Raw genomic sequence first — 25,029 nt, 5'->3', positions numbered from 1 at the left:
AGCCGCCTCCGGCCCGCCCCCCTGCGGAGCAGTGGGCACCGCCGCCGAGCCGCCCTGCGCCCCTCCGTGAACCGCACTTCCATGCACCTCGGGCCCGGGCACGTACCCCATGGCGGGCCCGGCCGCCGCCCCCGTGAAATTGACCCCCCGCTCCAACCGGTCGAGCCGGGCCATGACGGACCGCTCATCGCCGTACGCGGCGGGCAGCAGCACCCGTGCACAGATCAACTCGAGCTGAAGCCGGGGCGAGGTCGCCCCCCTCATCTCCGTAAGCCCGTCATTGACGATGTCGGCGGTCCGGCTCAGCTCGGCCGCACCGAAGACCCCGGCCTGGGCCTGCATCCGCTCCACGACATCGGCGGGAGCATCGATGAGCCCCTTCTCGGCGGCATCGGGCACCGCCGCCAGAATCACCAGGTCCCTGAGCCGCTCCAGCAGATCGGCGACGAACCGCCGCGGATCGTTGCCCCCTTCGATGATCTGGTCCACGACCTCGAAGGCGGCGGCCCCGTCCCCCGACGCGAAGGCCTCGACGACGGAGTCCAGCAACGACCCGTCCGTATACCCCAGCAGCGAGGTCGCCATGGCATACGTCACACCGTCCGCACCGACCGCGGCCAGCAGCTGATCCATGACGGACATGGAGTCACGTACGGACCCGGCCCCGGCCCGCACCACCAGCGGAAGCACCCCGTCCTCGACGGGAACGTCCTCACGCCCGCAGACCTCGGCCAGATACTCCCTCAGGGTCCCCGGCGGCACGAGCCGGAACGGGTAGTGGTGCGTCCGCGACCGGATGGTCCCGATGACCTTCTCGGGCTCGGTCGTGGCGAAGATGAACTTGAGGTGCTCCGGCGGCTCCTCGACCACCTTCAGCAGGGCGTTGAACCCCGCCGAGGTGACCATGTGCGCCTCGTCGATGATGTAGATCTTGTACCGACTGCTGGCCGGCCCGAAGAACGCCTTCTCCCGCAGGTCACGGGCGTCGTCCACACCACCGTGCGAGGCGGCGTCGATCTCGATGACGTCGATGGACCCCGGCCCGTTCCTCGCCAGGTCCCGGCAGGACTGGCACTCCCCGCACGGCGTGGGCGTCGGCCCCTGCTCGCAGTTCAGACAGCGGGCCAGAATGCGCGCACTGGTCGTCTTTCCGCACCCGCGCGGCCCGCTGAACAGGTACGCGTGATTGACCCGGTTGTTCCGCAGCGCCTGCTGCAACGGGTCAGTGACATGCTCCTGCCCGATGACCTCGGCGAACGACTCCGGGCGATAACGGCGGTACAGCGCGAGAGACGACACGCATACGAGGTTATAGGCGCCCACTGACAACCCGGACCGCCCGCGGAACAACCCCGTCGCCAGGCCCGTACGTACCTCGGTATGTGCCCCCGGAACGCAAGCGCCCCCCACGCACCCGCCAGAGCCAACCTACCCTTGCTGCCTTCCGGCCCTGGGGGAGTTCAGTCAGATAGCGCCGCGTGAGGGGCTCTGCACAGGGTACAGGATCTGACCGGCACGAACGAGTTCGCGACCACTCCCCGGCGTCCTGTAATGTTTCCGGCGGAGGATTCGCCTAGAGGCCTAGGGCGCACGCTTGGAAAGCGTGTTGGGGGCAACCCCTCACGAGTTCGAATCTCGTATCCTCCGCCAGTGCCTCACCGGGCACGAAGTCGAAGGGCCCCACCGTTCGCGGTGGGGCCCTTCGACGGTCTCCGTCTCATTTTCCGTCTCAGTTGGCTTTCCGTCTCAGTCGGTCGTCCTCAGTCAGCCGTCGGCGGCTCCCAGAGCGCGTCTCCGACTTGCTGCGCGACCTTCCGGAGCATCGGGCCGGTGATGTGCATGTACCGGGCGCGCATCCTTGCCGCTCCCCCAGGCTCCCAGCTCATGATCGAGTCGACCACGACGTCCGGAACGCCAAGAAGGAGAAGGACGGTCGCTGCGGTGTGGCGAGCGTCATGGAGACGGCCGGTCTCGTACGCCCGCGTCCTGAAGCAGCTGCTTCCAGACGTGATAGTCGGTGGTGGGGCTCAGTGGGCCGCCCGTCGGCGAGGCGAAGCGGCGTCTTCGTCGCTCCGCCGGTCTGACGCCACGTCCTTAAAGCCCCGTTCACGGCCGTTCAGGGGCGACCCGGAGCCGGTGCGGGACGACGAGTCGACTGCGCATGAACCCAGGTGTACGCCCCGCACACCTCCCACCACCCCAGCTTGAAAGCGTGTTGGGCCGCAAACTGCCTCGCCGGACGGCCCCAGCCTGCATATGGTCTGCGTCGGAGCAGGGTTGGTGACAGCGCGAAATGTTCGCCGGGAGCAGGAGGCCGGTGAGTACCCCCAGAGGGGCAGCATGACCCGTATGCCTGTCAGCGGCGATCACAAAGCGGTGGTCGGCGGACCATGGACTATCTGTGGACAGGACCGAGGTAACCCGACGCCCACGAGGTCCTGACCAGTGGCTTCCTCTGGGTGTCACCGGCCATCTTGAGTCAACAGCCTGTGTGTGCCGTCGTTGCCGTCAGGGTTGCCGTCACGTAGATGTGCCCACCGGCGATTCCCCGGTGGGCACATCTAGCGGATGCCTGTCAGCCGACGAGGCCGACCGATACCAGGCCGCCGCCCGCGGCGATCACCCAGGCGATCCCGCGCTGCCATCGGTTGACCGTTTCGGGACGGCCACGCGTCGCCATCACCATGACGGAGTTGGCGGCGAACGCCGGAAGCAGAATCCCGAACAGCGCGAAGGTACCGACTGCGGACAGTGTCAGGTCCACCCCTACCGTCAGCGCACCGGCCGCCATTGCGACAGCGGCGAGCCCGTAGAGGGCTCCCGAGACGCTCGTGATGTCGTCCTTCTTCAGCGGGGCGGGACTGCGTCGCTTGTAGTGGTTCCAATGGCGCCGCTCGGTGCCGACCCTCGCCAGGACCATGATCGCCACCTCCACCACCAGGGCGATCACTGCAACGTGCTCGATCGTCATGACGTCACCTCACTTCTTGCACGCAGAGGAGATGGCGGTAATGCCGATGAACGCCTTCACTGCCTCGCGCTCCTTGGAACCAACCCTCTTGCCGTTCACGAACCGCCAGATGATGTTCGCTGTCTTCTTCGCGCCGTACCTCTTGAACAGCAACACGGCACGGGCGACCTTGATGCTGGATCCAGCCGGCAAGAAGGAGATCAGGACGGCGGCGACAGCCGCACTGCACTTGACGACGAACTTGGTCTTGTCCCACAAACCCAGGGGGGTCACCATCTGGCTCTGGTTCCCGGCGCCGCGGAGCTGGACCAGGGCGGCGTCGCGTACCTCCTCGTTGGCGAAGACGGGCAACAGGGCAGCCTGAGCAGCGGCGTCGCCGGGGTACGCCGCCTGCACCAGTTGTTCGGCGGTCGGCTTGGCGGGCAGGGCGGTCAGACGAGTCCGGATGGCGTCGGCGTCCGGGGCAGGCCTGGTCAGGGCTATGTCCAGAGCGGCGGCGAACTGGTCCTCGGTCACTCCGAGTTCAGCTACCCCCTGCGCGAGCACCGTCCCCTGTTCCTGCTCCGCAGGCGTGAAACCCGGGTCCTCCACAGCCAGAGTGCTGCTGACGCCGGCCGGGGACTGCGCCGTCGACTCCGCGGCCTGGACGCCGGTAGCGGTGGTGAACAGCGCACCGGCGGTAACCGCCGCAACGATCATGGCGCTGGTGCGATGGAACACACTGCGCGGCTTGGCGCTAGTGGTCATGTGAGACTCCCCGTCATACATGTTCACTTGTGTGAGGCGTTGTGCCTCTGCGGTCGCGTTGAACCTATGACTCAAGTGAAGGCAGTGTGAAGGATTTTGAGGAAGACCAGAGCTTGCCGATCTACGTGCGACACATCCGGACGGAGGGGGTTCGGATCGCTATCAGGCGTCGTGGCGACCACCCCTTCGACCGGTTGCACTCCCACGCGGCCTGGGCACCCCCTACGGGCGCCAGCGCCTTACCGGATGCACACGATGCTCTTCGCAGAACCTGTCTCCGATACCCTCTTGCCCCCGGTACTCCAGCAGGACAAGACACCGCCGGTTCGACTCGGACTCGACGAGACCCAGCTTCTTGGCGCAATGCTGCATCCTCGGTGATCGTGGACCACCGAGGTTAGGGAGCAGCGTTCCCGTGTACTTGGCGTTTTGTGATCTACCTGAAGTCGCCCGAGAGCAAATGCCCATGACCTGTGGATCGGCCTCGTGTGGGACGCGAAGGGCGTACACCTTCCGGAGTGATCGACTTCTGGTCGTCGAGTAGGCCGACGTTGCACCATCGGTCGGGAAGGCACGCCCCGACTGCTGAGCGTAGTGAATGCCGATGAAGCGACCGAGACCGGCTCCCTGATCGACGACATCGTCCGCGAGGGCGCGAGGCGTATGCCGGCCGCCGCCCTGGAGGTCGAAGTCAACGCCTATATCGCTGAGTTGGCTGATCAGCATGCCGCGCCGCTGGCAGTCCCGTAGTGAAGCGGAGGTCCCACCAGCATCGCTATGCGTGTGCCAGAACCGTGCCAGGTTGTACGGGGAACAACGGGGAATGCCGGGGATTCAAACATCGGGCACCCGGACGGCGACACGACAACGCCGCAGGTCAGCGTGGCGATTGGGTCGGAAGAACCCAAGCTTCCCAAGCTGAGGTGACGCAGTGCAGTCACAGGGTGTGCTGTACATGCAGCCTTCCACGCACCCGACCATGGCCGAGGGCAACTCCAGAGCCCGGGGAGGAGAGCGCATGGCGGACAGGAAGGCGGCAATCCGCGCTGTGGCGCGCCGTGCTGACCACGTGTACTGGGTACGGGAGTGGCCCGACAAGCCGACCTGGTGGGACCGGCTTCGCCGATGGATGGACCCCGCGTCGTACCACTTCGACCGGACCGCCACCCCACCGCAACCCTGGGTTGACCGGCCCGCCGGCTACTACGAGCGAACAGGCTGGCGTATCCGTGCGGCCTACGTCAGATCCGACCTCGCTTTCGAGGTCGAGTACGTGGTCTGCAATCCGTGCAAGATCGGCTGGGTGGAGGCGCCTCACTCCTACGAGGGCTATAAGCGCTGCGGCCTCGCCTCAGCCGCTCTCCGCTCCCTGCGCCAGGTCTACCCAGGCGTCCAGTGGCACACGGGCGGCGGGCATTTCCGCGAGGCCCAGCCCTTCTGGAGTTCCGTCAGCGTCGACGTGCCCGGCGGCTACACCCAGCGGGGAAGATGCCGTCATGTGGAACCGCGGCGAGCGTGAAGACACTCCCAGGTCCGTGACCATGGAACCTGTGATGGCCGCCCGTCTCAATTTCCGTCTCATTCAGCCCCGTTCACGACCGTTCAGGCGAGACCACGAGTCGGATACAGCCCACAAGCGGGCCGCCCATGAACGCAGGTGAACGCCCCTGCACACAGCCCGTCGTCCCTCCAACACAGTTGGAAAGCGTGTTGGGGGCAACCCCTCACGAGTTCGAATCTCGTATCCTCCGCCAGTGCCTCACCGGGCACGAAGTCGAAGGGCCCCACCGTTCGCGGTGGGGCCCTTCGACGTGCTTATCGGCCCTCGTTGTCCTGGTTCTTGTCCACAGGAGGCGTTTCCGGGAGCAAGGGGGAACCTGCCCTCATATGGCACCCGCGGATCATGGGGATACGCCATCCTTGAACCCGGCGCCGGGGCTCCCGCGCCGCTGCGACGCTCCCTGGTCCGACGAGGTGCACCCCGCATGAAGTCCCGATCAACGCTGGCGACCTGGCTGGGCAGCCTCGACGCCTCTCGTCTGGCACGCGTACTCGAGACGCGGAAGGACACCGTGTCCCCTCCGGAACCGCGCTCGGTGGGGGAACTGGCTGACCGTCTTCAGCGCCCGGGATCGGTGGCCCTGGTCCTGCCGCGGCTCGCGCTGCCACACCTCCAGGTGGCCGAGGCGCTGGCGGCGCTGGGTGCGCCCGCATCGCGCGATGCCCTGTCGGGACTGCTGGGAGCGGCGGACGACGAAACCACCCGCGAGCTGGAGGCGGCGCTGGAGGCGCTGGCCGATGATGCTCTGGTCTGGCCGGACGGCGCGGGGAAACTCCGCATGGCCGGACCGCTGCGGCAGGCATGGGACGCGCCCCTGGGACTGGATGCCCCGCTGGAGGAACTGCTCGCGGGCACGACCTCCGACGAGCTGCGCGGCATGCTGGTGGCGCTGGGCGTCAAGCCGCCGGGCACCAAGGCGCAGCGGCTCGCCACACTGGTGGCACACCACAGCGACCCGGGGCAGATTGCCTCAGTGGTCGCCAAGGCCCCTGCGGCGGCCCGGGAATTGCTCGAACGCCGGGCGGAGGCTGCGCCGAGGGAGCCCGCGCAGTTCATCATGTTCGGGCATCCGGGCCCCGGCCTCGAACCGGGCGTCCGGTGGGCGCTGGAACGGGGACTCCTGGTCCAGGACCGTCACCGCTACGGTCCGGCTCGTATGCCTGCCGAGGTGGCGCTCGCGCTGCGTGGGCCCGGCCGGCACGCCCCGTTCCAACCCGTCCCGCCTTCCGCGGGACTGGCGTCTGTCACCCCGGCGGAGGTGGACCGCGAGGCGTCGGCCGCGGCCGCGGCATTCGCTGCCCGTGCCACCTCGGTCCTGTCGGTCTGCTCGGCGGCCGCACCGGCCCGGCTGAAGTCCGGCGGGATCGGTGCGCGTGAACTGGCGCGGATCGGCAAGGCCGCCCAGGCCGACGATGCCGTCGTACGCCTCACCCTGGAGACCGCGTACGCTGCCGGGCTGCTGGGTCGGGACGGCGATCGTATGGCGCCCACCGAGGCGTACGACGCCTGGGCGGAACAGGAGCCCCCGGAGCAGTTCGCCGTACTGCTGCAGGCATGGCGGAACCTGCCGCTCACCCCCACCCAGGCGCGCGACGAGGACGACAAGGCGCTTCCCGCTCTCGCGGGAGCACCGCCCTGCAACGGCTGCGTGCAGGCCCGCCACGGACTGTTGACCGCAGCCGTGCAGCTCCCGGCAGGGCAGGGTGTGGGAGTCGCCTCGGAGCTGGGCCCCCTGATCGCCTGGCACCGCCCGCTCGCCGATTCCCTGCCCCAGGACGGAACGCCGTTCGCCACTGTGATCCGTGAGGCCGAGCTCCTCGGCGTACTCGCTCGCGGTGCCCTCTCCGCCCTTGGCATCCACCTGTGGACCGACGACACGGAGGGACTGAGCGCCGAGTGCCGGCGGCTGCTACCCCCGGCCACCGCGACGGCACGGATCGGCGCCGACCTCACCGCCGTCGTCACCGGCACACCGTCCGCGCGGCTGGCCGCACTCCTGGACTCCGTCGCCGACCGGGAGACCAGCGGCACGGCATCGGTGTGGCGGTTCAGCGCCGGCAGTATCCGCCGGGCCCTGGACGCCGGCCGTATCCCCGAGGACATCGAAGCAGACCTGACCGCTGTCGCCACCGGGCCTCTGCCACAGCCGCTGTCGTACCTGATCGCCGACACCGCGCGCGGCCACGGGCGTGTACGCATCGCCCCCGCCGCCTGTGTCCTCCACGGCGACGAGCCCGCGCTCCTGGCGGAACTCGCTGCCCACCGAAAGCTTGCCAAGCTCGGGCTACGGCAGCTGGCGCCGACGGTGCTGATCAGCCGCAGCCCACTCGACACGACTGTCGCCGCGCTCCGGGCCGAGGGGTACGCCCCTGTCGCCGAGACGGCCGAGGGCACGGTACGCGTCGAAAAGGCCCGGCCTCGGCGGGGCACCGCCCCCGTTCCGCCTCCGCGTGGCGCCGGCGCGAAGGACAGCGGCCGGATCGCTGCCACGCGCGCGGCGAAGGCATCCGCCGCCATCGACTGCAACACTCTGGCGGCCCAGCTGCTGGCCGCCCCGCCCACGATTCCCGATCCGGCGCCGTTCGACGGAGGAGCGCCCTTCGCCACGGACACCGAGGAGATCGTCGCAGGGTGGGCGAAGCGCCTGCCGTACGGCGATGTCCGCCAGCTCGCTCACGCCATCGATACCGGTCAGGCCATCACCATCGAGTACGTCGCCACCTCCGGCAACCAGACCGTGCGTACCCTGAGCCGCCTCATGCTCGACCCGCCCTACCTCGAAGCCTGGTGCCACCTCAGGGACGCTGAACGGGTTTTCACCCTTTCCCGCGTCCATAGCGTCATGAGCGTGCCCGAGTGAAGCGTGCCCGAGTGAGAGGGAAGATGGTATCGATCAGTGCGGGGGAGGCGGCGGGTCGGCAAGTCCAGCCTCGTCGAGGAGTTTCTCCGGCGCACCGAGACGCCGTACCTTTTCTTCACCGCTGCGGGCGGCACGGCTCAGGACGAACTGACGGAGTTGCTCGACGCCGTCGCCAGATCCACGCTGCCGGAGCGGGAACTGTTTGCGGAGGAGACCCCGGAGCAGTGGAATGCGGCATTCAGGCTGCTCGCGGAGATCCTGCCCGATGACAGCCCGAGCGTGGTCGTCATAGACGAGGTTCCGTATCTCATGGACCGCATCGACGCCTTCGAGGGCATGCTCCAGCGGGCGTGGGACCGGCTGCTCAGCCGCAAGCCGGTACTCCTCCTCCTGGTCGGATCCGACCTGTCGATGATGGAGGCGCTGAACAGCTACGAGCGCCCCTTCCATCAGCGCGGCCGGGAAATGGTCGTGGGGCCGCTGAACCCGGCCGACATCGGCGAGATGCTCGACCTGTCGCCGGCGGCCGCCTTCGACGCCGCCCTCATCACGGGCGGTCTCCCGCTGATCTGCGCGGAATGGCGGGCCGGAGCGGATGTCTGGGAGTTCCTCCGCGACTCGCTGGACAACCCGATCTCGGCGCTGCTGGTCTCCGCCGAGCGCTCACTGGCCGCTGAGTTCCCACCGCAGGCGATGAGCCGGGAAGTGCTGCGGGCCATCGGAAGCGGGGAGCGAACGTTCACCAACATCGCGCGCGCCGCCGGCGGCATCTCACACACCACCCTCACCCGAGCCACGGATGTCCTGACCGAGAAACGGGTGGTGGCAGCCGAGCTGCCGCTCTCGATGCGGCCGTCGAAGGAACGTCGCTACCGGGTGGCCGACCCCTACCTGCGGTTCTGGCTCGCGTTTCTGGATCCGCACATGGCGGAGATCGAGCGAATGCGAGGAGATCTCACTCTGGCCCGGATCAAGGAGCAGTGGACGAGCTGGCGGGGCCGAGCGATCGAACCGCTGGTCCGGGAATCCCTCGCCCGTCTCCTGCCGGACGGGCTCCTGCCCGGCGCCCCGGTGATCGGCGGGTACTGGACCCGCGGCAACGACGTCGAAATCGACTTGGTGGGCGCCGACCGACAGCCGGTGGCCAAGCAGTTGCTCTTCCTCGGCTCGGTCAAGTGGCTGGAGACTTCCGCGTTCGACAGCCACGATCTGGCCGCGCTGCAGAAGCACCGCGCCGCAATCACCGACGAGCCCGTTCCACTCGTGGCGGTCTCCCGCAACGGGATCAGCTGTTCCGGGCTCCAAGCGGTGTACGGCCCCGAGGAATTGCTCAGCGCTTGGCGGAGGGCGTGAGCAGGGACCGCCCCGCTGGTTGCAGTTCTGATTGCATTCACCCCCGTCCAGCGCCGTCCGCCACCTACCCTCAGCCCCACTCTGCCGCAGGTCAGAAAGCAACTGATCGACCTAGCAGACCTCTCTGGCCAGGGCTGATACATGCCGGCGAATTCCCTGGCGGGCATCCGCTGTCCCCAATTCCTGGGTCTCCAGGACAGTAGGCTCTTGGCCCAAACAAGGCTGGGGGCTGAGTGGCAACGCAGATCGTGTCGTACTCGCTGGACGACGAGACGGTGGTTCAGTTCGAGATCGAACCGACGGGGGACTGGCACCCCGTGGGTACAGCCGAGGTGGTGGGTCGTGTCGGGGATGCAGTCGGACCTGCGATCGAGGCCGCGCGCAGCGTCTTGAACCGGGTCTCGGGGCTGCGTCCTGACAATGTCCAGGTCAAATTCGGCGTCAAGGTGAACGGCACCGCCAACTGGATCATCGCCAAAGCGGCCACTGAAGCCAACTTCGAGATCACCCTCACATGGGATCCGCAGTCGCCGACGGGGTCCGGTGCGAACTCGGAGGCCTCTGGGGGATGAACGCGACTTCGCGTGGGGTGCGTCCCAGGCGTGACACCTGGGTGGCCGCCATCCACAGCACTCCACAGGATGTGCGCCCGCTGGGCTCCGGTTTTCTGATCGACAGCCGACGCGTGCTGACCTGCGCCCACGTAGTCCGCCCCACCTGGGACAAGAAGGGTGACCTTTGGGTCGCCTTTCCCAAGGCCGAGGAAGTCGTCGAAGGCCGCCTCCGGGTTTCCGCGGTGTCCCTGCCGGCCGATGACCAAGGCATTCGCGACGTGGCTGTCCTCCACCTGACCGAGGACGTGCCCAGCGGCTTGGCGGCCCGGCTGCGGCGAGCGGCCCCCGGGGATCTCGTCGGTACGAAGTGGTGGTCGTTCGGCTTCCCGGAAGGAGCGCTTGGCAACTCGGCGAGCGGCACAGTGGGAGAGGAACTCGCCCATGGATGGGTACGCCTCGATACGGATGAGTCCCGTTATCCGGTCAAGGGCGGCTACAGCGGGGCAGCCGTCTGGTCGCCCGATTTTCAGGCTGTCGTCGGCATGGTAGGGCAGGCGCATACCACCACGGGCGACGCTCTGGCCCTCACCGTGCGGGAGATCGACAGGCTTCTGCCCGAGGAGAAGCTGTGCAGCCTCACCGAATGGTCGCTGAATGCCCTCGATGAGACACCTCTGACGTCGTGGGGCTGGACGCTGGACACCGACCCGGAAGCCGGAAGGCATTGGCGGCCCCGTGCCCGAGGCGTGAGCACGGACGCCGAGCAAGGATTCCGCTTCCGGGGGCGGACCGCCGTACTGCGTGACGTCACCGCATGGATCACCGCCACCCCGCCGAGCCGACAGGCCCTCGTGATCACCGGCGCACCGGGCTCGGGCAAGTCAGCCGTTCTGGGCCGGATCATCACCACTGCCGACCGGGACGTGGCCGCATCCTTGCCACCCGAGGACACGGCTGTGCGCGCCCCACTGGGATCCGTCGCCTGCGCGGTGCACACCAAGGGCAAGACCGCGCTCGAGGTCGCACAGGAGATCGCACGTGCCGCTTCGGCTCCCCCGCCCCGGCGGGTCGCCGATCTGCTGCCCTCGTTGCGGGAATGCCTGCGCGAGCGTCATCGCCATCCCTTCACGCTCGTCATCGACGCCTTGGACGAGGCCACGTCCCCCGCCGACGCACGTGCCGTCGTCAGCCACATCGTGGTTCCGCTCGCGGAGACCTGCGCGGATCTGGGAGCGCGTGTGATGGTCGGCACCAGGCGGCGTGACGATGCCGGCGACCTGCTGGGCGCCTTCGGGCAGGCGGCACATGTCCTGGACCTGGACTCACCGGAGTTCTCCGCCCTCTCGGACCTCACTGCATACACGGTGGCGACGCTCCAGTTACAGGGCGACGAACGCTCCGGCAGCCCGTACTCCGACCTGAGGGCCGCCTTGCCCCTGGCGGAGCGGATCGCCGCCCTCGCTGACGGCAACTTCCTGGTCGCCGGGCTTGTGGCACGGACACACGGGCTGCACGACGTACAGGCTGCGGACCCGCGGAAGGTGACCTTCCCAGTGACGGTGGACGCCTCACTCCGCGAGTATCTGCACCTGCTGCCGAACCTAGGGACGCTCACCGCCGAGAAGCTACTCGTCCCCCTCGCCCACGCCGAGTCCCCCGGCCTCCCGCTCCCGCTGTGGCGCACGGCTCTGACGGCCCTGTTCGGCACAGCCCCCACGGAGGACGAGCTGTTGTCCTTCGCGCGCTCCTCCGCCGCCAATTTCCTCGTCGAGTCCACGGGCCACGGCCCGGACGGTATCGCCTTCCAGCTCTTCCACCAGGCCTTGAACGAGGCGCTGCGCGCCATGCGCGCCGACATGGCGGACCTCGTCCGTGACGAACGTGCCCTCGCACGTGCCCTGCTCTCCGACGGGGTGCGGCACGGCTGGGCCCGCGCGCACCCCTATCTGCTGCGCTCGCTCGCCGGCCACGCGAGACGCGGAGGCGTCATCGACGAGGTCCTGTCCGAGGACGACTATCCGCTGTACGCCGATCTGCGCCGACTGATCCCGCAGGCACAGGACGCCAGCACTTCGGCCGCCCGTCGACGTGCCGAATTGCTGCGTCGTACGCCCCGGGCCATCGACGCCCCTCCACCGGAGCGAGCCGCCCTCTTCAGCGTGACCGAGGTCCAGGAACGCCTCGGCACGACCTATCGCTCCCATGCCGCGGCCGCCCCCTACCAAGCTGTGTGGTCCACCGCGCCGCCCTCGCCGGAAGTGGCAGTACTGGAAGGGCACGACCGGCAGGTGGACGCCCTCTGTTTCGTCGACGTCGGCGAACGCGGGGTCCTCGCCAGTGCCGACGGTGCCTCCATCAGGCTGTGGGACGTGGCGACCGGTGACACCCTCCACACGCTGGAGGGCCGCTCCGAACGGTGGCTCAGCGCGCTGTGCGCGGTCCCGGTCTCCGGCCGTACGCTCCTCGCCAGTGGCGAGGGCGACGGCTCGGTGCGGTTGTGGGATGCGAGCGTCGGCGCGCTGGTCCGTACCCTGACCGGACATGACGCGCCGGTCGTCCATCTGTGCGCCATCGCCATCTCGGAGCGCACCTTCCTGGTCAGTGCCGGGCACGACGGGCGCGTGCTGGTCCGGGACCCGGAGAACGGTGACGTGCTGAGCACCTTCCCGGCCGACAACCGTCGGATCACCGGGGTGGGCGCGCTGGAACTGGACGGCAGCCCCGTCGTGGCCATCGCCACCGCCTTCACGTCGAGATCCGACCTGATCCGTATCTGGGACCCCGTGACCGGCGCGACTCTCCGCACCTTCGACGTGGACGACTTCGAGTCCGCTCGAAGCGACGTCATCAGGCGCCCCTTGGTCCCCGTGCCGGGTCCGAACGGCCCTCTTCTGGCCACGTTCAGCGGTTATGACTGCGTCAGGCTGTGGGATCCGCAATCCGGCAAGACCGAACGCATCATGACAGCCGACGATTGGCTCTGCGCGCTGTCCACCGTGCGCACCCGGAACGGCCTTCTGCTGGCGGTCGGTTACGGCGGTGACGGAGCGGGCGGCGTCATGCTGCTCGATCCGTCCACGGGCGAGAAGGTCCACTGCCTGGATGGTCATGGCGAATGGGTCGGCGCGGTGTGTGCCGCGCGATCGCAAGGCGAACTGCTCCTGGCAAGCGCCGGCGGGGACTACACCGTGCGGTTGTGGGATCTCGACAGAAGCCCGAGCCTGGAAGATCACGACGACGTGGGGGTTTGGCCCACGTCCCTGTGCTCACTCAAGGTCCGGGACCGGATGCTCGTCGCCGACAACGGGCTGCGCGGCGGATCCCTGCGCATCCACGACGTGGCGACGGGCAGGCTGGTCGACCGGGTCGACAGCGGCCACGAAGCGGTCTCGGATTTCTGCCCCGTGCGGTTCGAGGACCACGACTGTCTGGCCATCGCCGGCAGGGGCGGCGGGACGCCCACCGTTCAGATCTGGGATCCCCTCACAGCGGTGACGACCCAGGCGCTGACAGGTCTGAACGTCAGGCGGATGTGCCCGGTCGAAGTCGACGGCCGACCGTGCCTGGCGGTCGCCGTCCGGGACGGGGAGACGTACCGCATCTCCGTCTGGGATCCGGCGTCGAGGGAGATGGTCCGGACCGTCGCCCAGGAGACGGACGTAAATGCCGACACCCTCTGCCCGATTCGCGTCGCGGGTCGCAACGCCATCGCGACGCTTCGCGGCGGGGGGAATGGTGCCGGCCGGGTCACCGTGTGGGACATGGATGAGGGCGCGTTGATCACCTCCTGGGACGTGCCCGACGAGGCCATCTCGGACCTGTTCGAGCTCAAGACCGAAGGGGGTGCCCTCTTGGCCGTCAAACAGCAGGACGGCACCGAAGGCGACGACGATTTCGGCAGCGGCACACTGTGGGGCCTGGACCCTCTTACAGGACGCAAGGTTCTTGTCTGCGCCCTGCACAGCGGGTGGGTGAACGAAGTTCGGCCAGTGAAGATCCACGGCCGCAGGCTGGTCGCGACCGCCGGTCTGAACTCCCGCTCCGTGGGTCTGTGGGCGAGCGACACCCTGGAGCCGTTGGCGGATATTCCGGTACGCCGAGGGGCCCACTCGGTGGTCGAAGCCGTAGATCATCTCGTCGTCGGCCTCGACCACGGCCTCATAGCGGTGAGAATCATGAGTGAGTCGATCCCGGTCGGCCAGTAGCCGGAACCGCGTGACGGTCCGGCTCAACGCACTTCATCACAGGCCGAACAGGCCGCTGTCCTCATCCACCTCGAAACGGCGCCGTCTTACGAGAGCCCGACCGCCGCGTCAGCCCCGCCACTCGCCGATGCCGTGCTGGCCCATGCCATCTACGAGGGCCGGCTGGTCACCATCGAGTACGTGGCTGCCTCGGGCAGCCGCACCGTACGCACCCTCAGTGAACTCGAGCTCGACGTGCCCTACTTGTGCGCCTGGTGTCGCCTCGGGACGACGAACGGCTCTTCACTCTCTCTCCCGTATCCACGGTGTCATGCCCGCATAGCCGAGGCGCCACTACGATCGCCCGTCATGGACTGGCTGGAGCGCACCGCGAAGCTGAGGCAGTGGAGCAGAAGCGGGGCACGCGCTCCCCACAAGCCGTTGCTGTTCCTGTACGCCCTCGGCCGGTTCCAGCAGTCCGGCGACGGCGAGCTGCAGTACAGCGCGGTGGAGAAGGACCTGCGGCAACTGCTGGCCGAGTACGGTCCGCCCAACAGGACGACGCCGGCCTACCCGTTCCACCACCTGGTGAGCGACGGGGTGTGGGAGGTGCGTACCGATCGCGGACCAGGCAGTCCCGGCCCCGGGGTGGGAAAGCTGCGAGCCACGGAAGCCGCCGGGAGGCTGGTGCCGGAACTGCGGGTGGCGCTGAGACGGGAGCCGTCGCTGCTCGGCCGGATGGCGCGGGTCCTGCTCGACCTGAACTTCCCTCCCTCACTCCACAGTGAACTGTGCGAGTCCGTCGGCCTGGAGCTGGAGCCTGCGGAGACCGAACAGCTCGCGACTGTGCGGAGACAGCGGGATCCGCGTATGCGGGAGTTGGTCCTGACGGCGTACGAGTACCAGTGCGCCTTCTGCGGCTATGACGGCAGGATCGGCGCGGTGCCGGTCGGACTGGAGACCGCGCATGTGCGCTGGTGGGCGTTCGACGGCCCGGACGACGTCGACAACGGACTCTGCCTGTGTTCGCTGCACCACAAGCTCTTCGACAAGGGCGTCCTCGGCATAGGCGACGGCCACCACATTCTGGTCTCGCAGCAGTTCGTCGGCCGCAGCCCCGCCGCCCGCGAGCACGTCATCGCGCTCGCGGGCCGCCCGGTCATCGGCCCTCAGCCGGGCGCCCGCCCCATAGCGGCGGCCCACCGTTTTTGGCACACGAGCCAGGTTTTCCACGGCAGCCCACGACCCGTCACGGCGGCCTGAGGGTGATCTGTTGTATGGCGACGACGGAGTAACGGCGACCTGCCCCTGGCCGTACGCGGCGACCGTGCCTCGCGGAACCTGGCGGCAGACATCGCGGCAGTTGCGGGCGGCCAGGCCCCAGACGATCAGCTGACCGTCCTCGACGGTGTAGACGACGGTGTAGACGACGCGGCAGTCGCCGACCCGGAGCCGCCGGCGGGAGCTGTGCCCCTGAAGAGCCTTGGTCTGTCGAACGCCGCGGTGTCGCCCCCGTCCATCGTCTTCTCCTGGATGCGATCACGACGCTTCCTGCTTGCTGGTCCGCCGTCTCGCTCGGTCCCAGGCCCGCCGCCGGACTCCCCGGTGATGCACCCTGTACGGCGCTCCGCGCGGAGCACGGCCCGGGCCGCCGCAAGGCATTCCTCGTGCATCTCCACCCCGGAGGCCGTCAGGACCTGGAGCAGTCGGGTTCGCCACACGTCGGGGTCCGTCTCGTACGCGTCCAGCACCCGTACGCCGTAGCCGCCGCACACGCTGTTACGGTCGCCCACGCTGCTGCAGTCGCTCCCGGCCAACCGCCGACGGACCGCCTCTCGCAGCGCGACGTACAGGTCGTGGACGGTTCCGCGCCCGCAGCCCGTGAGTCCCGGCGCCGCCCCTGCGGCCAACGCGGTGGCCACCAACTCCACTCCGGTCACTGGGAGCCCCTTCAGTTGTGCGGGTTGTGCGATGTCGTGTCCGTCACCCTGGCCGGGGGTGCTGCAATGCTGATGAATTTCCGGTGATGTACGGAGCGGAGGCTTCGCGGTGGACGGGGTGGGCGGGGTGCACGGGGGATCTCCGGAACGGCTGCGGATCGAAGTGCTCGGGCCGTTACGGGCCTGGCGCGGCGCAACCCCCGTATATCTGGGGCCCCTCAAGCGGCAGGCCGTGCTGGCCGCGCTGCTGCTCCGGCAGGGAGCTGTGGTGAGCCATGAGCAACTGCTCGACGGTGTGTGGGGGTCGGAGCCGCCCGCGTCCGGCCACAAGGTGCTGGCCAGTCATGTCAACCCGCTGCGCAGGGCACTCGACGCCGAAGGCATCCGGCATACGGAGTCGGTGATCCGCAGCGGCAAGGGCTGGTACCGCTTCGTCGCCGACGACGTCCGGCTCGATGTGGCTGACCTGACCGAGCGGAGCGATGAGGCCCTGCGCACCAAGGCATTCGGCGACCTGGCCACCGCGACGGACCAGTTGTCCGTGGCGCTCGCACTTTTCCGGGGCGAGCCCTTGGCCAACCTCTCAGGCCCTTTCGCGCAGGCCGAGCGGGAGCGGCTGCTGGAGCGGCGGCGAACGCTCCGGCTGGAGAGGCTCGGGTCTCTGGTCCTGCTCGGCCGGTTCACCGAGGCCCTGGACGACCTCGCCGCGCCGGCCGCGTCCGATCCGTATGACGAGTCGCTGCTGGCCTTGCGTATGCGGGCTCTGTACGGCTGCGAACGTCAGGCCGAAGCGCTCAACGCCTACCAGGACCTGCGCGTACGCCTGCGTGACGAACTCGGAGTCGACCCCGGTGAGGAGCTCCGCCGGGTGTACGAGGCGGTGCTGCGCCAGGACGACGCCAGCCTCCTCGCTCCGGAGACGCCGCCCGCACACACGCCCCCGGCACCCAGCGCGCCGCCCGCGCCGGCCGAACTGCCCCACGACACCGCGGGATTCGCCGGCCGCACCGACGAACTCGCCAGGCTGCACGCGCTGCTCCCGCCCGAGCCCGGACCGCGCCCGGCGAACACCGTGGTCATCTCCGCCATCGGCGGCGCCGCCGGCATCGGCAAGACCGCGCTTGCCGTGCACTGGGCCCACCAGGTGCGCGACCGCTTCCCGGACGGCCAGCTGTACGTGAACCTGCACGGCTTCGACCACGACCGGCAGCCACTCGAGCCGAACGAAGCCCTTGAGCTACTGCTGCGAAGCCTGGGACTCGCGGCATCGGAGATCCCCGCGAACGACGAGGCGCAGGCACGCGTATACCGGACCATGCTGGCCGAACGGCGCCTGCTCGTCCTGCTCGACAACGCGGCCTCGGCGGAGCAGGTCCGGCCGCTGCTCCCGGGCAGCCCGTCCTGCTGCGTCGTCGTCACCAGTCGAAACCGGCTCGGCGATATGGTGGCCCGCGACGGCGCACACGCTCTGCCGTTGGACCTCCTCCAGCCGGCCGAGGCCCGCTCCCTGCTGAGCGAGGCCCTCGGCACGGACCGGCTGTCCGCCGAACCGCAGGCGGCCGACGCTCTGATCCGACTGTGCGGCAGCCTTCCGCTGGCGTTGCGCGTGGCCGCCGCGAGGCTGGCGGGCGATCCGGGCCTGCGCCTGGCCGACCTGGTCACCGAGATGTCCGAGGGCAACCGGCTTCGGGCGCTGGAGCCGGACGGTGAGGACAACTCCCCCTTGCGTACGGCCTTTTCCGCGTCGTACCGCGTTCTCGCCCCTGCCGCGCGCCGGCTGTTCCGCCTGCTCGGCCTGTTTCCCGGGCCGGAGTTCACCGCTGAGGTCGCGGCGGCCCTCCTGGGCGAACCAGTGTCGCAGGCCCGACGTCTGCTCGGTGGGTTGGCTGCCGCCCACCTGATCGAGCCGGTGACGGTGGGCCGTTACCGGTTCCATGATCTTCTTCGGGAGTACGCGCGGGAGTGTGCGGAGGTGGAGGAGACGGCGGCGGATCGTGACGCCGCGTTGCGGCGCGTCCTGATCTGGTACGTGCACGCCGCTCGCGCCGCCTCGGGAACCTGGTTCTTTCCGGAGCTGCCGCCCGAGCTCCGAGCCTACGACCAGCAGGGCATGCCGTCCGCTGCCGAGGCCAGCCAGTGGCTGGAGGCCGAGCGGGCCAATCTCCTCGCCGTCATCAACCACGCCGCCCGGCACGGTCCGCGCCCGGTCACCTGGCACCTCACCTCCGCACTCTTCGGCCACTTCTGGATCCATCTGCCTCGGGCGACCTGGCTGGCCACTGTGCAGACGGCACTGGACGCGGCCACGGCCGAGGGTGATCTGTACGGCCAGGCAGCCATGCATCACAGCCTTGGAGTGATCCGGTGGGACTGGGGGCACGCCGGGCAGGCGACGGATCATCACGCACGCGCACTGGACATCAGTCGGGAGCTCGGTTGGGCGGTGGGCGAGGCAGTGGCTCTCGGCGGCAGAGGCTTCGTGGAATGGAGCATGGCGCGCCTCGACAGTGCGCACGAGCGCTTCGCCGCCGGCCTGCGGATCGCCCGTGGAGTCGGGAATCGTCACGTCGAAGCGTTCGGGTTGGTCGGCCTCGGTTTGATCTGCCGAGATCTGGGCCGACTGCGCGAGGCTGCCGCTCACCTCGAACTGGCCATCAGCCGCAGTGCGGAGCTCAGTTGGTGGGACAACAGCCCGGCTCTGCACAGTCTGGGTTGGGTGTACTGGGAACTCGGCCGTCTCGTCGACGGCCTTGACGTCCTCGGCCCCTGGGTGACCCCCGACGGGAGGCGCGGATACCGCAACGCCCGCGCCATGATGGTCGGCGCCGTCGCGAGGATCGACATCGAGCTCGGCCGCCACGATGAGGGACTGGAGCAGGCCGAGCGTGCCTTTGCCATGGTCAAGGACACGGGACGACCCTGGATCCAGTCCAGCATCCTCAACACGGTCGCGGCTGCCCACCGGAATCTGGGCCACTTCGACCGAGCCCTTCAGGCTGGCACACAGGCCTTCACCCTGGCCCGAAAGGCGAAATTCAGACGAGCCGAGGCGGACGGCATCATGGGGCTGTCCCGCACGCACCAGCAGTTCGGCCGCCACGAGGATGCCCGCATCCACGCCGAGCAGGCGCTGAGCCTGGCACGCGAGTACGTCTTCCGCGTGGTCGAGGGCCAGGCCCTGACCGTCCTCTGCAACACAGCGCAGTCCGAGTCGGCGTACGCCACAGCCGTCGCCCTCGGCCGTGAGGCGCTGGCCGTACACCGTGAGACCGGCCACCGACTCGGCGAAGCCCGCACCCTCGTGGCACTCGCCAGCGCCCTCCACAAGACCGACGAGACTGACGAGACCGACGGCGCTGCCGCTGAACTCATGAGGCAGCAGGCGCTGGACATCTTCGCGGACGTGGGCGTTCCGCCGGAAGGGTACGAAGACCTCGATTGGTGACGTTTGCAGACCGGCGCCCGGTGCCCCGGACCGTTCTCGTAGCATGAGCGCCGTGACAGCCCGTGCACAGCTCCACCGCGCGCCATCGCCACTGACGTGGTGGCCGACGCTGCTGGTGCTCGGGCTGCTGGCCGGGCTGTTCGGCATGCACGGCCTCGCCCCGGGTGGGGCGACTGTCGGGGGCCATCACTCCCAAGCCACCAGGCATGCGGACATGGCGATGGCGAGCCTGAGCACCGAATCCGTCTGCCATGGCGACGGTCACGGCAACGGTCATGCGCAGCATGCCGATCCGGTGTGCGCCTCGGGCGCCGTCGGCGCGGGACCGGCTCTTCCCGTACTGATGCCCGACCCGGCCGGTCAGGCTGGGCCGTCAGTCGCCAGCCTTCGGTCAATGGCTGCCGAACCAGAGGGCGGTCGTGCGCCTCCCTCACTTGCCGAGCTGCAACTTCTGCGGATCTAGGACAAGGCCTGGCCGTACCCGCCGCTGCCGCATGTGTCGCGGTCGTCGGGCGTACGGCTCTCAGCCATGTCCCGCGCCACCGGCGCACTCTTCCTCGCGACACCGCAGGAGTTCACGCATGACCAACACCCGTTCCCTCGTCCGTCGTGCCGCGCTTGCCGCGACAGCCGTTGCCGCTGCCTTCGTCCTCGCTGCATGCGGCGGCGACGACGGCTCCGACACCGGATCCGGCTCCGGCACGCAGACGTCGGCCTCGGCAGGCGCTGAGAACACCGCCGGCGCCCACAACGACCAGGACGTGTCCTTCGCGCAGGGCATGATCCCTCACCACCAGCAGGCCATTGAGATGGCCGCGATGGCCGCCGAACAGGCGTCTTCCACCGAGGTCAAGGACCTGGCGTCCCGCATCGAGAAGGCTCAGGACCCGGAGATCAAGACAATGACGGGTTGGCTGAAGTCCTGGGGCGAGGACGTGCCCTCCGCCATGCCCGGCATGGACCACTCCGCCCACGGCGGCATGCCCGGGATGATGGACCAGAAGGACATGGACGAGCTGATGAAGGCGTCCGGCAAGGACTTCGACACGAAGTTCCTGACCTTGATGGTCGAGCATCACGAGGGCGCCGTGGAGATGGCCACCACCGAGAAGGAGAAGGGCCAGTACGGGCCGGCCGCGAAGATGGCCGACGACATCATCACCGCTCAGAACGCCGAGATCGAGGAGATGAACAAGCTCCTCGGCAAGGACTGACGAACACCCGCTGGGGCTCCGGCCTGCGCCTTCGCAGGCCGGAGCCGCCGGCATTGCTGAACATACCCCATATGGGTATACGTTCGGGGGTGTGAGAGCCCCGCAACAGGTCACCCTGCAACGGGCCACGCGGGACGGGAATGAGGCGAACGAAGGTCATGGGCCCCAGCACTCACGAGGCGGCGCCCTGGTCCATGGCAGTGAAGGCGACCCTGCACTGCCTGACCGGATGCGCCATCGGCGAGATCCTCGGCATGGTCATCGGCACCGCACTGCTGTGGGGCAACGTGCCCACCATGATCCTGGCGATCGCGCTGGCGTTCCTCTTCGGCTACTCGTTCACGCTGTTCGCGGTGCTCCGGGCCGGGCTGAACCTCAGGTCCGCGATCAAGGTCGCGCTGGCCGCCGACACCGTCTCGATCGCCGTGATGGAGTTCGTCGACAACGCGATCATCGCGCTCACACCGGGCGCGATGGACGCCCACCTGTCCGACGGGCTGTTCTGGTCGGCTCTGCTGGGCGGGTTCGGGGTCGCCTTCCTGATCACCACCCCCGTCAACAAGTGGATGATCGGCCGCGGCAAGGGCCACGCCGTCGTGCATGCCCACCACTGAGCAGCACAGTCGTACATGCACACCACGGAGCAGCGCAGCGGTGCCGACCACCCCCCGGAGCCAGCCCGTTAGGCTGACCCCGTGAAGCTCCTCGTCATCGGCAGCGGTGCCCGCGAACACGCCCTGTGCCGCTCCCTCTCCCTCGATCCCGCCGTCACCGCCCTGCACTGCGCCCCCGGCAACGCGGGCATCGCCGAGGTGGCCGAGCTGCACCAGGTCGACGCCCTCGACGGCAAGGCCGTGGCCGCGCTGGCCACGGAACTCGACGCCGATCTGGTCGTCGTGGGCCCGGAGGCACCGCTCGTCGCGGGGGTCGCCGACGCCGTGCGCGAGGCGGGCATCCCGGCGTTCGGCCCCTCCAAGGAGGCCGCCCAGCTCGAGGGTTCCAAGGCCTTCGCCAAGGAGGTGATGGCGGCCGCGGGCGTCCCGACCGCCCGCTCCTACGTCTGCACCACTCCCGACGAGGTCGAGGAGGCGCTCGACGCCTTCGGCGCCCCGTACGTCGTGAAGGACGACGGCCTCGCGGCCGGTAAGGGCGTCGTCGTGACCAGCGACCTCGAGGAGGCGAGGGCGCACGCCAACGCCTGCGACCGCGTGGTGATCGAGGAGTTCCTCGACGGCCCCGAGGTCTCGCTCTTCGCGATCACGGACGGCGAGACCGTCGTCCCGCTGCAGCCCGCCCAGGACTTCAAGCGGGCCCTGGACGGCGACGAGGGCCCCAACACCGGCGGCATGGGCGCGTACTCCCCCCTCCCGTGGGCGGAGGCCGACCTGGTCGAGGAGGTCACGAACACCGTCCTCCAGCCGACCGTCGACGAGCTGCGCCGCCGGGGCACCCCCTTCTCCGGCCTCCTCTACGCGGGTTTGGCGATCACCAGCAGGGGCGTACGGGTCATCGAGTTCAACGCCCGTTTCGGCGACCCCGAGACCCAGGTCGTCCTGGCCCGACTGAAGACCCCGCTCGCGGGCGTACTCCTGGCCGCCGCGCAGGGCACCCTCGCCGACTTCCCGGACCTGCGCTGGAGCGACGACGCGGCGGTCACCGTGGTCGTCGCCTCCCACAACTACCCGGCCACCCCGCGCACCGGCGACCCCATCGAGGGCCTCGACGAGGTGGCCGCACAGGACGCCCCGTATGCGTACGTCCTGCATGCCGGCACCCGGCGTGACGGCGACGCGATCGTCAGCGCGGGCGGCCGTGTGCTTTCCGTCACGGCGAGCGGTACGGACCTGGCCCGGGCCCGCGAACGCGCATACGCAGCCGTCCACCGCATCCGCCTCGACGGCTCCCACCACCGCACGGACATCGCGGCCAAGGCGGCGGCCGGATCGTAACGCCCCCTCCTCAACTCCCCCTCTCCTCAACTCTCGTTCTCACCCCTCCCGTCAGCCACCTCTCCCCAAAGCCATTCCATCGAGTGACTGATCCCCTATCCGGCTGACGTGGGCCGGAGCCCCAACTAGGGTGCGGCGCAAGCGGTCCGGCACTTGGCCCACCGGCATTGCGATGTCAGTCCTGGGTGCCACAGTGGGGGAGTGAGCAACGCCATGGACGACCGTCGGCAGTGGCTGGGTATGCACGCGCCGGGCGGCAAGAGGGGGTGACACCGGTCGTGTCCGGTACGGGTGTGGAGGTGAGCGCGCAGAGCGCGCGCTCCCGGGCGCTCGCCGTGCTGCGTATCCGCAGCAGGGCGCTGGCCGTCGCCCTGCTGCCCACGGCCGTCGCCGTCGTCCTGCTCGTCGCCGTAGCCATGGACCATGTGGCCGGAGCGGGCTGGCGGCTCGCGACCTGGATCCTGGTGGCCGTCGCGTTCCTGGCACTCCTCGCCGCCGTGGGTATCGCCCTGGTCGTCGCCCGCTCCCGGCCGGCCGTGAGCCCCACCATCCCGATCCCGGAGGAGTCCGCGCCCGACCTGTACCGCATGGTGCGTGACCTGGCCGACCGTCTCGAGGTGCCCGCGCCCTCCGCGATAGCGCTCACCCCGGACTGCGACAGCTGGCTGGAGGACCGCACCCACCGGGCCCACGGCCCACCCCGGCCCCAGTCCCCGGACGAGATAGCAGGTGTACGCGGCCTCCAGACCCGTACGCCCGCCGCGCCCGTCCTCGTCATCGGCTCGCCTTTCCTGTGGTGGATGCGGGTCGGTGAGCTCCGCGCGGTCCTCGCGCCGGTCGTCGCGGGTACGGGACCGTCGGCGCATCCCGACATAGCCGCGGCCCGCCGTTTCGTACGGGGCCTCGACGCGGCGGTGGCGGTGACGGCCGCCCCCAGGCGCGGACCCGTCCCCCATCTGGCCCTCGCCGGTGTCGGCTGGGTCGCGCGTCTGCTCCTGCGCAGCTGCCGCGGCCATGCGGCGGAGATGGAGCGGGGCGTAGCGGCGGCGGCAGCCGACCGTGCACAGGCTGTGGACTACGGATTGCGGATCGTCGCGCAGGAACAGGTGGGGCTCGCGTATGCGGGCTGGGACCGGCTGCTGACCCGCGTCGCGCTGCCTGCCTGGCGGATGGGCCGCTGGCCGTCCCGCCTGGACGCGGGCGTCGTCGCGGCCCTCACCGAACTGTCCCGCCGCGACCGTCTCGCCGAGGGTTTCGCCTCCCGCCTGGGCGAACGCCCGGCCTGCGACCTCCTCGAAGAGCCCGGCTTGATCGACGAGGCCGCCTCCCTCCTCGCCGCCCGCCTCTTCCACGGCGGCCCCGCCGAGGCCGGCCCCGACTGGGCCCCCGTGAACTGGGCGGAGTACCCCGACGAGGTCGTCGACCGCAAGTGGCGCACGGACGCGGCGCGGCTCCACCGAGTCCTGGACGCGCAGGGCGTCAGCCGCTCCTCCGACCCGACGGCGCTGGCCCCCGGCGGCCCGACGCTGGCCCGGGTGATGGACCACCTGACGGGCCTGGCGGGAGCGGGGGCCTCCGGCGGTTCCGTGGGTGATGACGATTCAGCGGGCGGTGATACGGCGCGGGTCCCTCGGGAGAGGGCTCCCGCCGCCGAACCGGCCGCTCCGCGCGATGCCGATGCGTACGAGGTCGCGGCTGCGGAGGCCGAGGCCGCGGAGGCCACCGAGGTCGAGGACGACGAAGGAGGCGGCGTCGCCAATGCGCGGACCGCCGCGCTGGCGGCGGGCCTCAGCGCGGAGCTCGCCCGCGAGGAGGCTGCGGCGCCGGCGATACGTTCCGCGTCGCCGCCGGTCGGCGGTCCGGTCGGCCAGGGTGGCCCGGACGCCGCGCTCTGGGACGACGGAACGCTGCCGCTCTTTCCGCTGCAGCAGCCGCGGACCGCGCGCGAGGTTCTCACCGACCACGTCACGGCGATGGTCTGCTGCGCCGCGATGGACACGGCCGGCGCGACGCCCGGCCTCGACTGGCTCGACGGCCCGTCCCTCCTCATCCACGGCGAACGCTCCGCCGACCTCACGCCGCGAGTCCTCGCCCTCATAGAGGGCGGTGACCCTACGCCGCTACGGGACTGGCTGCGCCATGCCGGCATCCGCGCGGAAAAGCCGGTCCGGCTGGTGTGAGGGTTCGCTTTCGGCCGCGACGCACCCGCAGTCGCGACACGACAGTCACCCCCCCCCACCCTGGTAGGCAC

The 25,029-nt window shown here is 69.5% G+C and carries 16 protein-coding genes, 1 tRNA gene, 1 other RNA gene and 2 pseudogenes; 14 read left to right on the top strand and 6 right to left on the bottom strand.

All coding sequences use genetic code 11. The features are described from left to right. Both G6048_RS32855 and ffs read right to left on the bottom strand, forming a co-directional pair. The coding region (locus tag G6048_RS32855; protein ID WP_165343239.1) for a DNA polymerase III subunit gamma and tau at nt 1–1,299 on the bottom strand (1,299 nt) is incomplete at its 3' end. Nucleotides 1,300–1,392: 93 nt separating this feature from the next. Beyond that, nucleotides 1,393–1,491: signal recognition particle sRNA small type (gene ffs / locus G6048_RS32850), an RNA gene on the bottom strand. A gap of 71 nt (nt 1,492–1,562) precedes the next feature. Here ffs and G6048_RS32845 point away from each other — a divergent pair. Then, nucleotides 1,563–1,650 (top strand) — tRNA-Ser (locus G6048_RS32845). Nucleotides 1,651–1,760: 110 nt separating this feature from the next. Here the strand turns inward: G6048_RS32845 and G6048_RS50160 are convergent. From G6048_RS50160 to G6048_RS32835, 3 genes and pseudogenes are all read right to left on the bottom strand, one after another. Then, nucleotides 1,761–2,055, bottom strand: a pseudogene (locus G6048_RS50160) (tyrosine-type recombinase/integrase); the annotation flags it as partial. 520 nt (nt 2,056–2,575) lie between these two features. Further along, a complete protein-coding gene (locus tag G6048_RS32840; protein ID WP_165343238.1) occupies nt 2,576–2,971 on the bottom strand; it encodes a hypothetical protein in 396 nt (131 codons plus the stop codon). Nucleotides 2,972–2,980: 9 nt separating this feature from the next. Next, nucleotides 2,981–3,718, bottom strand: coding sequence for a hypothetical protein (locus tag G6048_RS32835; protein ID WP_165343237.1), 738 nt, complete (start codon nt 3,716–3,718; stop codon nt 2,981–2,983). A 582-nt stretch (nt 3,719–4,300) separates the two neighbouring features. Between G6048_RS32835 and G6048_RS32830 the strand changes: the two are divergent. The 7 genes and pseudogenes from G6048_RS32830 to G6048_RS32800 all read left to right on the top strand — a co-directional run. Then, nucleotides 4,301–4,441: pseudogene (locus G6048_RS32830) on the top strand (IS256 family transposase); the annotation flags it as partial. A 295-nt stretch (nt 4,442–4,736) separates the two neighbouring features. Next, nucleotides 4,737–5,237: a hypothetical protein gene (locus G6048_RS32825; protein WP_165343236.1), complete on the top strand. Its 501-nt coding sequence runs from the start codon at nt 4,737–4,739 to the stop codon at nt 5,235–5,237. A 466-nt stretch (nt 5,238–5,703) separates the two neighbouring features. Then, nucleotides 5,704–8,139 (top strand): helicase-associated domain-containing protein, encoded by a 2,436-nt coding sequence (locus G6048_RS32820; RefSeq protein ID WP_165343235.1) that lies wholly within the window; start codon nt 5,704–5,706, stop codon nt 8,137–8,139. A 36-nt stretch (nt 8,140–8,175) separates the two neighbouring features. Next, entirely contained in the window at nt 8,176–9,492 is a 1,317-nt protein-coding gene (locus G6048_RS32815) for an ATP-binding protein (protein WP_328827651.1), read from the top strand. A 233-nt stretch (nt 9,493–9,725) separates the two neighbouring features. After that, nucleotides 9,726–10,064: a CU044_2847 family protein gene (locus tag G6048_RS32810; RefSeq protein WP_328827649.1), complete on the top strand. Its 339-nt coding sequence runs from the start codon at nt 9,726–9,728 to the stop codon at nt 10,062–10,064. Next, complete coding sequence (locus G6048_RS32805) at nt 10,061–14,251, top strand: trypsin-like peptidase domain-containing protein (RefSeq protein WP_165343234.1); 4,191 nt, start codon at nt 10,061–10,063, stop codon at nt 14,249–14,251. Before G6048_RS32810 ends, G6048_RS32805 begins: the two co-directional genes overlap by 4 nt. 348 nt (nt 14,252–14,599) lie before the next feature. Beyond that, complete coding sequence (locus tag G6048_RS32800; RefSeq protein WP_165343233.1) at nt 14,600–15,493, top strand: phosphorothioated DNA-binding restriction endonuclease; 894 nt, start codon at nt 14,600–14,602, stop codon at nt 15,491–15,493. Between the two features lie 125 nt (nt 15,494–15,618). On the opposite strand, the gene G6048_RS50155 is transcribed toward G6048_RS32800, so the two are convergent. Next, nucleotides 15,619–16,170 (bottom strand): hypothetical protein, encoded by a 552-nt coding sequence (locus tag G6048_RS50155; RefSeq protein ID WP_235990601.1) that lies wholly within the window; start codon nt 16,168–16,170, stop codon nt 15,619–15,621. A 109-nt stretch (nt 16,171–16,279) separates the two neighbouring features. On the opposite strand from G6048_RS50155, the gene G6048_RS32790 reads away from it, so the two are divergent. The 6 genes from G6048_RS32790 to G6048_RS32765 all read left to right on the top strand — a co-directional run bounded on the left by G6048_RS32790 (nt 16,280) and on the right by G6048_RS32765 (nt 24,958). Further along, complete coding sequence (locus G6048_RS32790) at nt 16,280–19,615, top strand: AfsR/SARP family transcriptional regulator (RefSeq protein WP_328827646.1); 3,336 nt, start codon at nt 16,280–16,282, stop codon at nt 19,613–19,615. Nucleotides 19,616–19,667: 52 nt separating this feature from the next. Then, nucleotides 19,668–20,078, top strand: a complete 411-nt coding sequence (locus tag G6048_RS32785) for a DUF6153 family protein (protein ID WP_328827643.1) — start codon at nt 19,668–19,670, stop codon at nt 20,076–20,078. Nucleotides 20,079–20,196: 118 nt separating this feature from the next. Next, complete coding sequence (locus G6048_RS32780) at nt 20,197–20,829, top strand: DUF305 domain-containing protein (protein ID WP_165343232.1); 633 nt, start codon at nt 20,197–20,199, stop codon at nt 20,827–20,829. A 158-nt stretch (nt 20,830–20,987) separates the two neighbouring features. After that, nucleotides 20,988–21,443, top strand: a complete 456-nt coding sequence (locus tag G6048_RS32775; RefSeq protein ID WP_165343231.1) for a DUF4396 domain-containing protein — start codon at nt 20,988–20,990, stop codon at nt 21,441–21,443. 81 nt (nt 21,444–21,524) lie between these two features. Beyond that, complete coding sequence (gene purD / locus G6048_RS32770; RefSeq protein WP_165343230.1) at nt 21,525–22,778, top strand: phosphoribosylamine--glycine ligase; 1,254 nt, start codon at nt 21,525–21,527, stop codon at nt 22,776–22,778. A 278-nt stretch (nt 22,779–23,056) separates the two neighbouring features. Then, nucleotides 23,057–24,958 carry a M48 family metalloprotease gene (locus G6048_RS32765; RefSeq protein WP_165343229.1) on the top strand — a complete coding sequence of 634 codons (1,902 nt, stop codon included), beginning with the start codon at nt 23,057–23,059 and terminating at the stop codon, nt 24,956–24,958. Nucleotides 24,959–25,029 lie beyond the last annotated feature (71 nt).

It is taken from the genome of Streptomyces ureilyticus, from assembly GCF_011045025.1.
GTDB classification, from domain to species: domain Bacteria; phylum Actinomycetota; class Actinomycetes; order Streptomycetales; family Streptomycetaceae; genus Streptomyces; species Streptomyces ureilyticus.
Note: the sequence above shows the minus strand (reverse complement) of the source record. Positions and strands in the feature narration are given on the sequence as shown.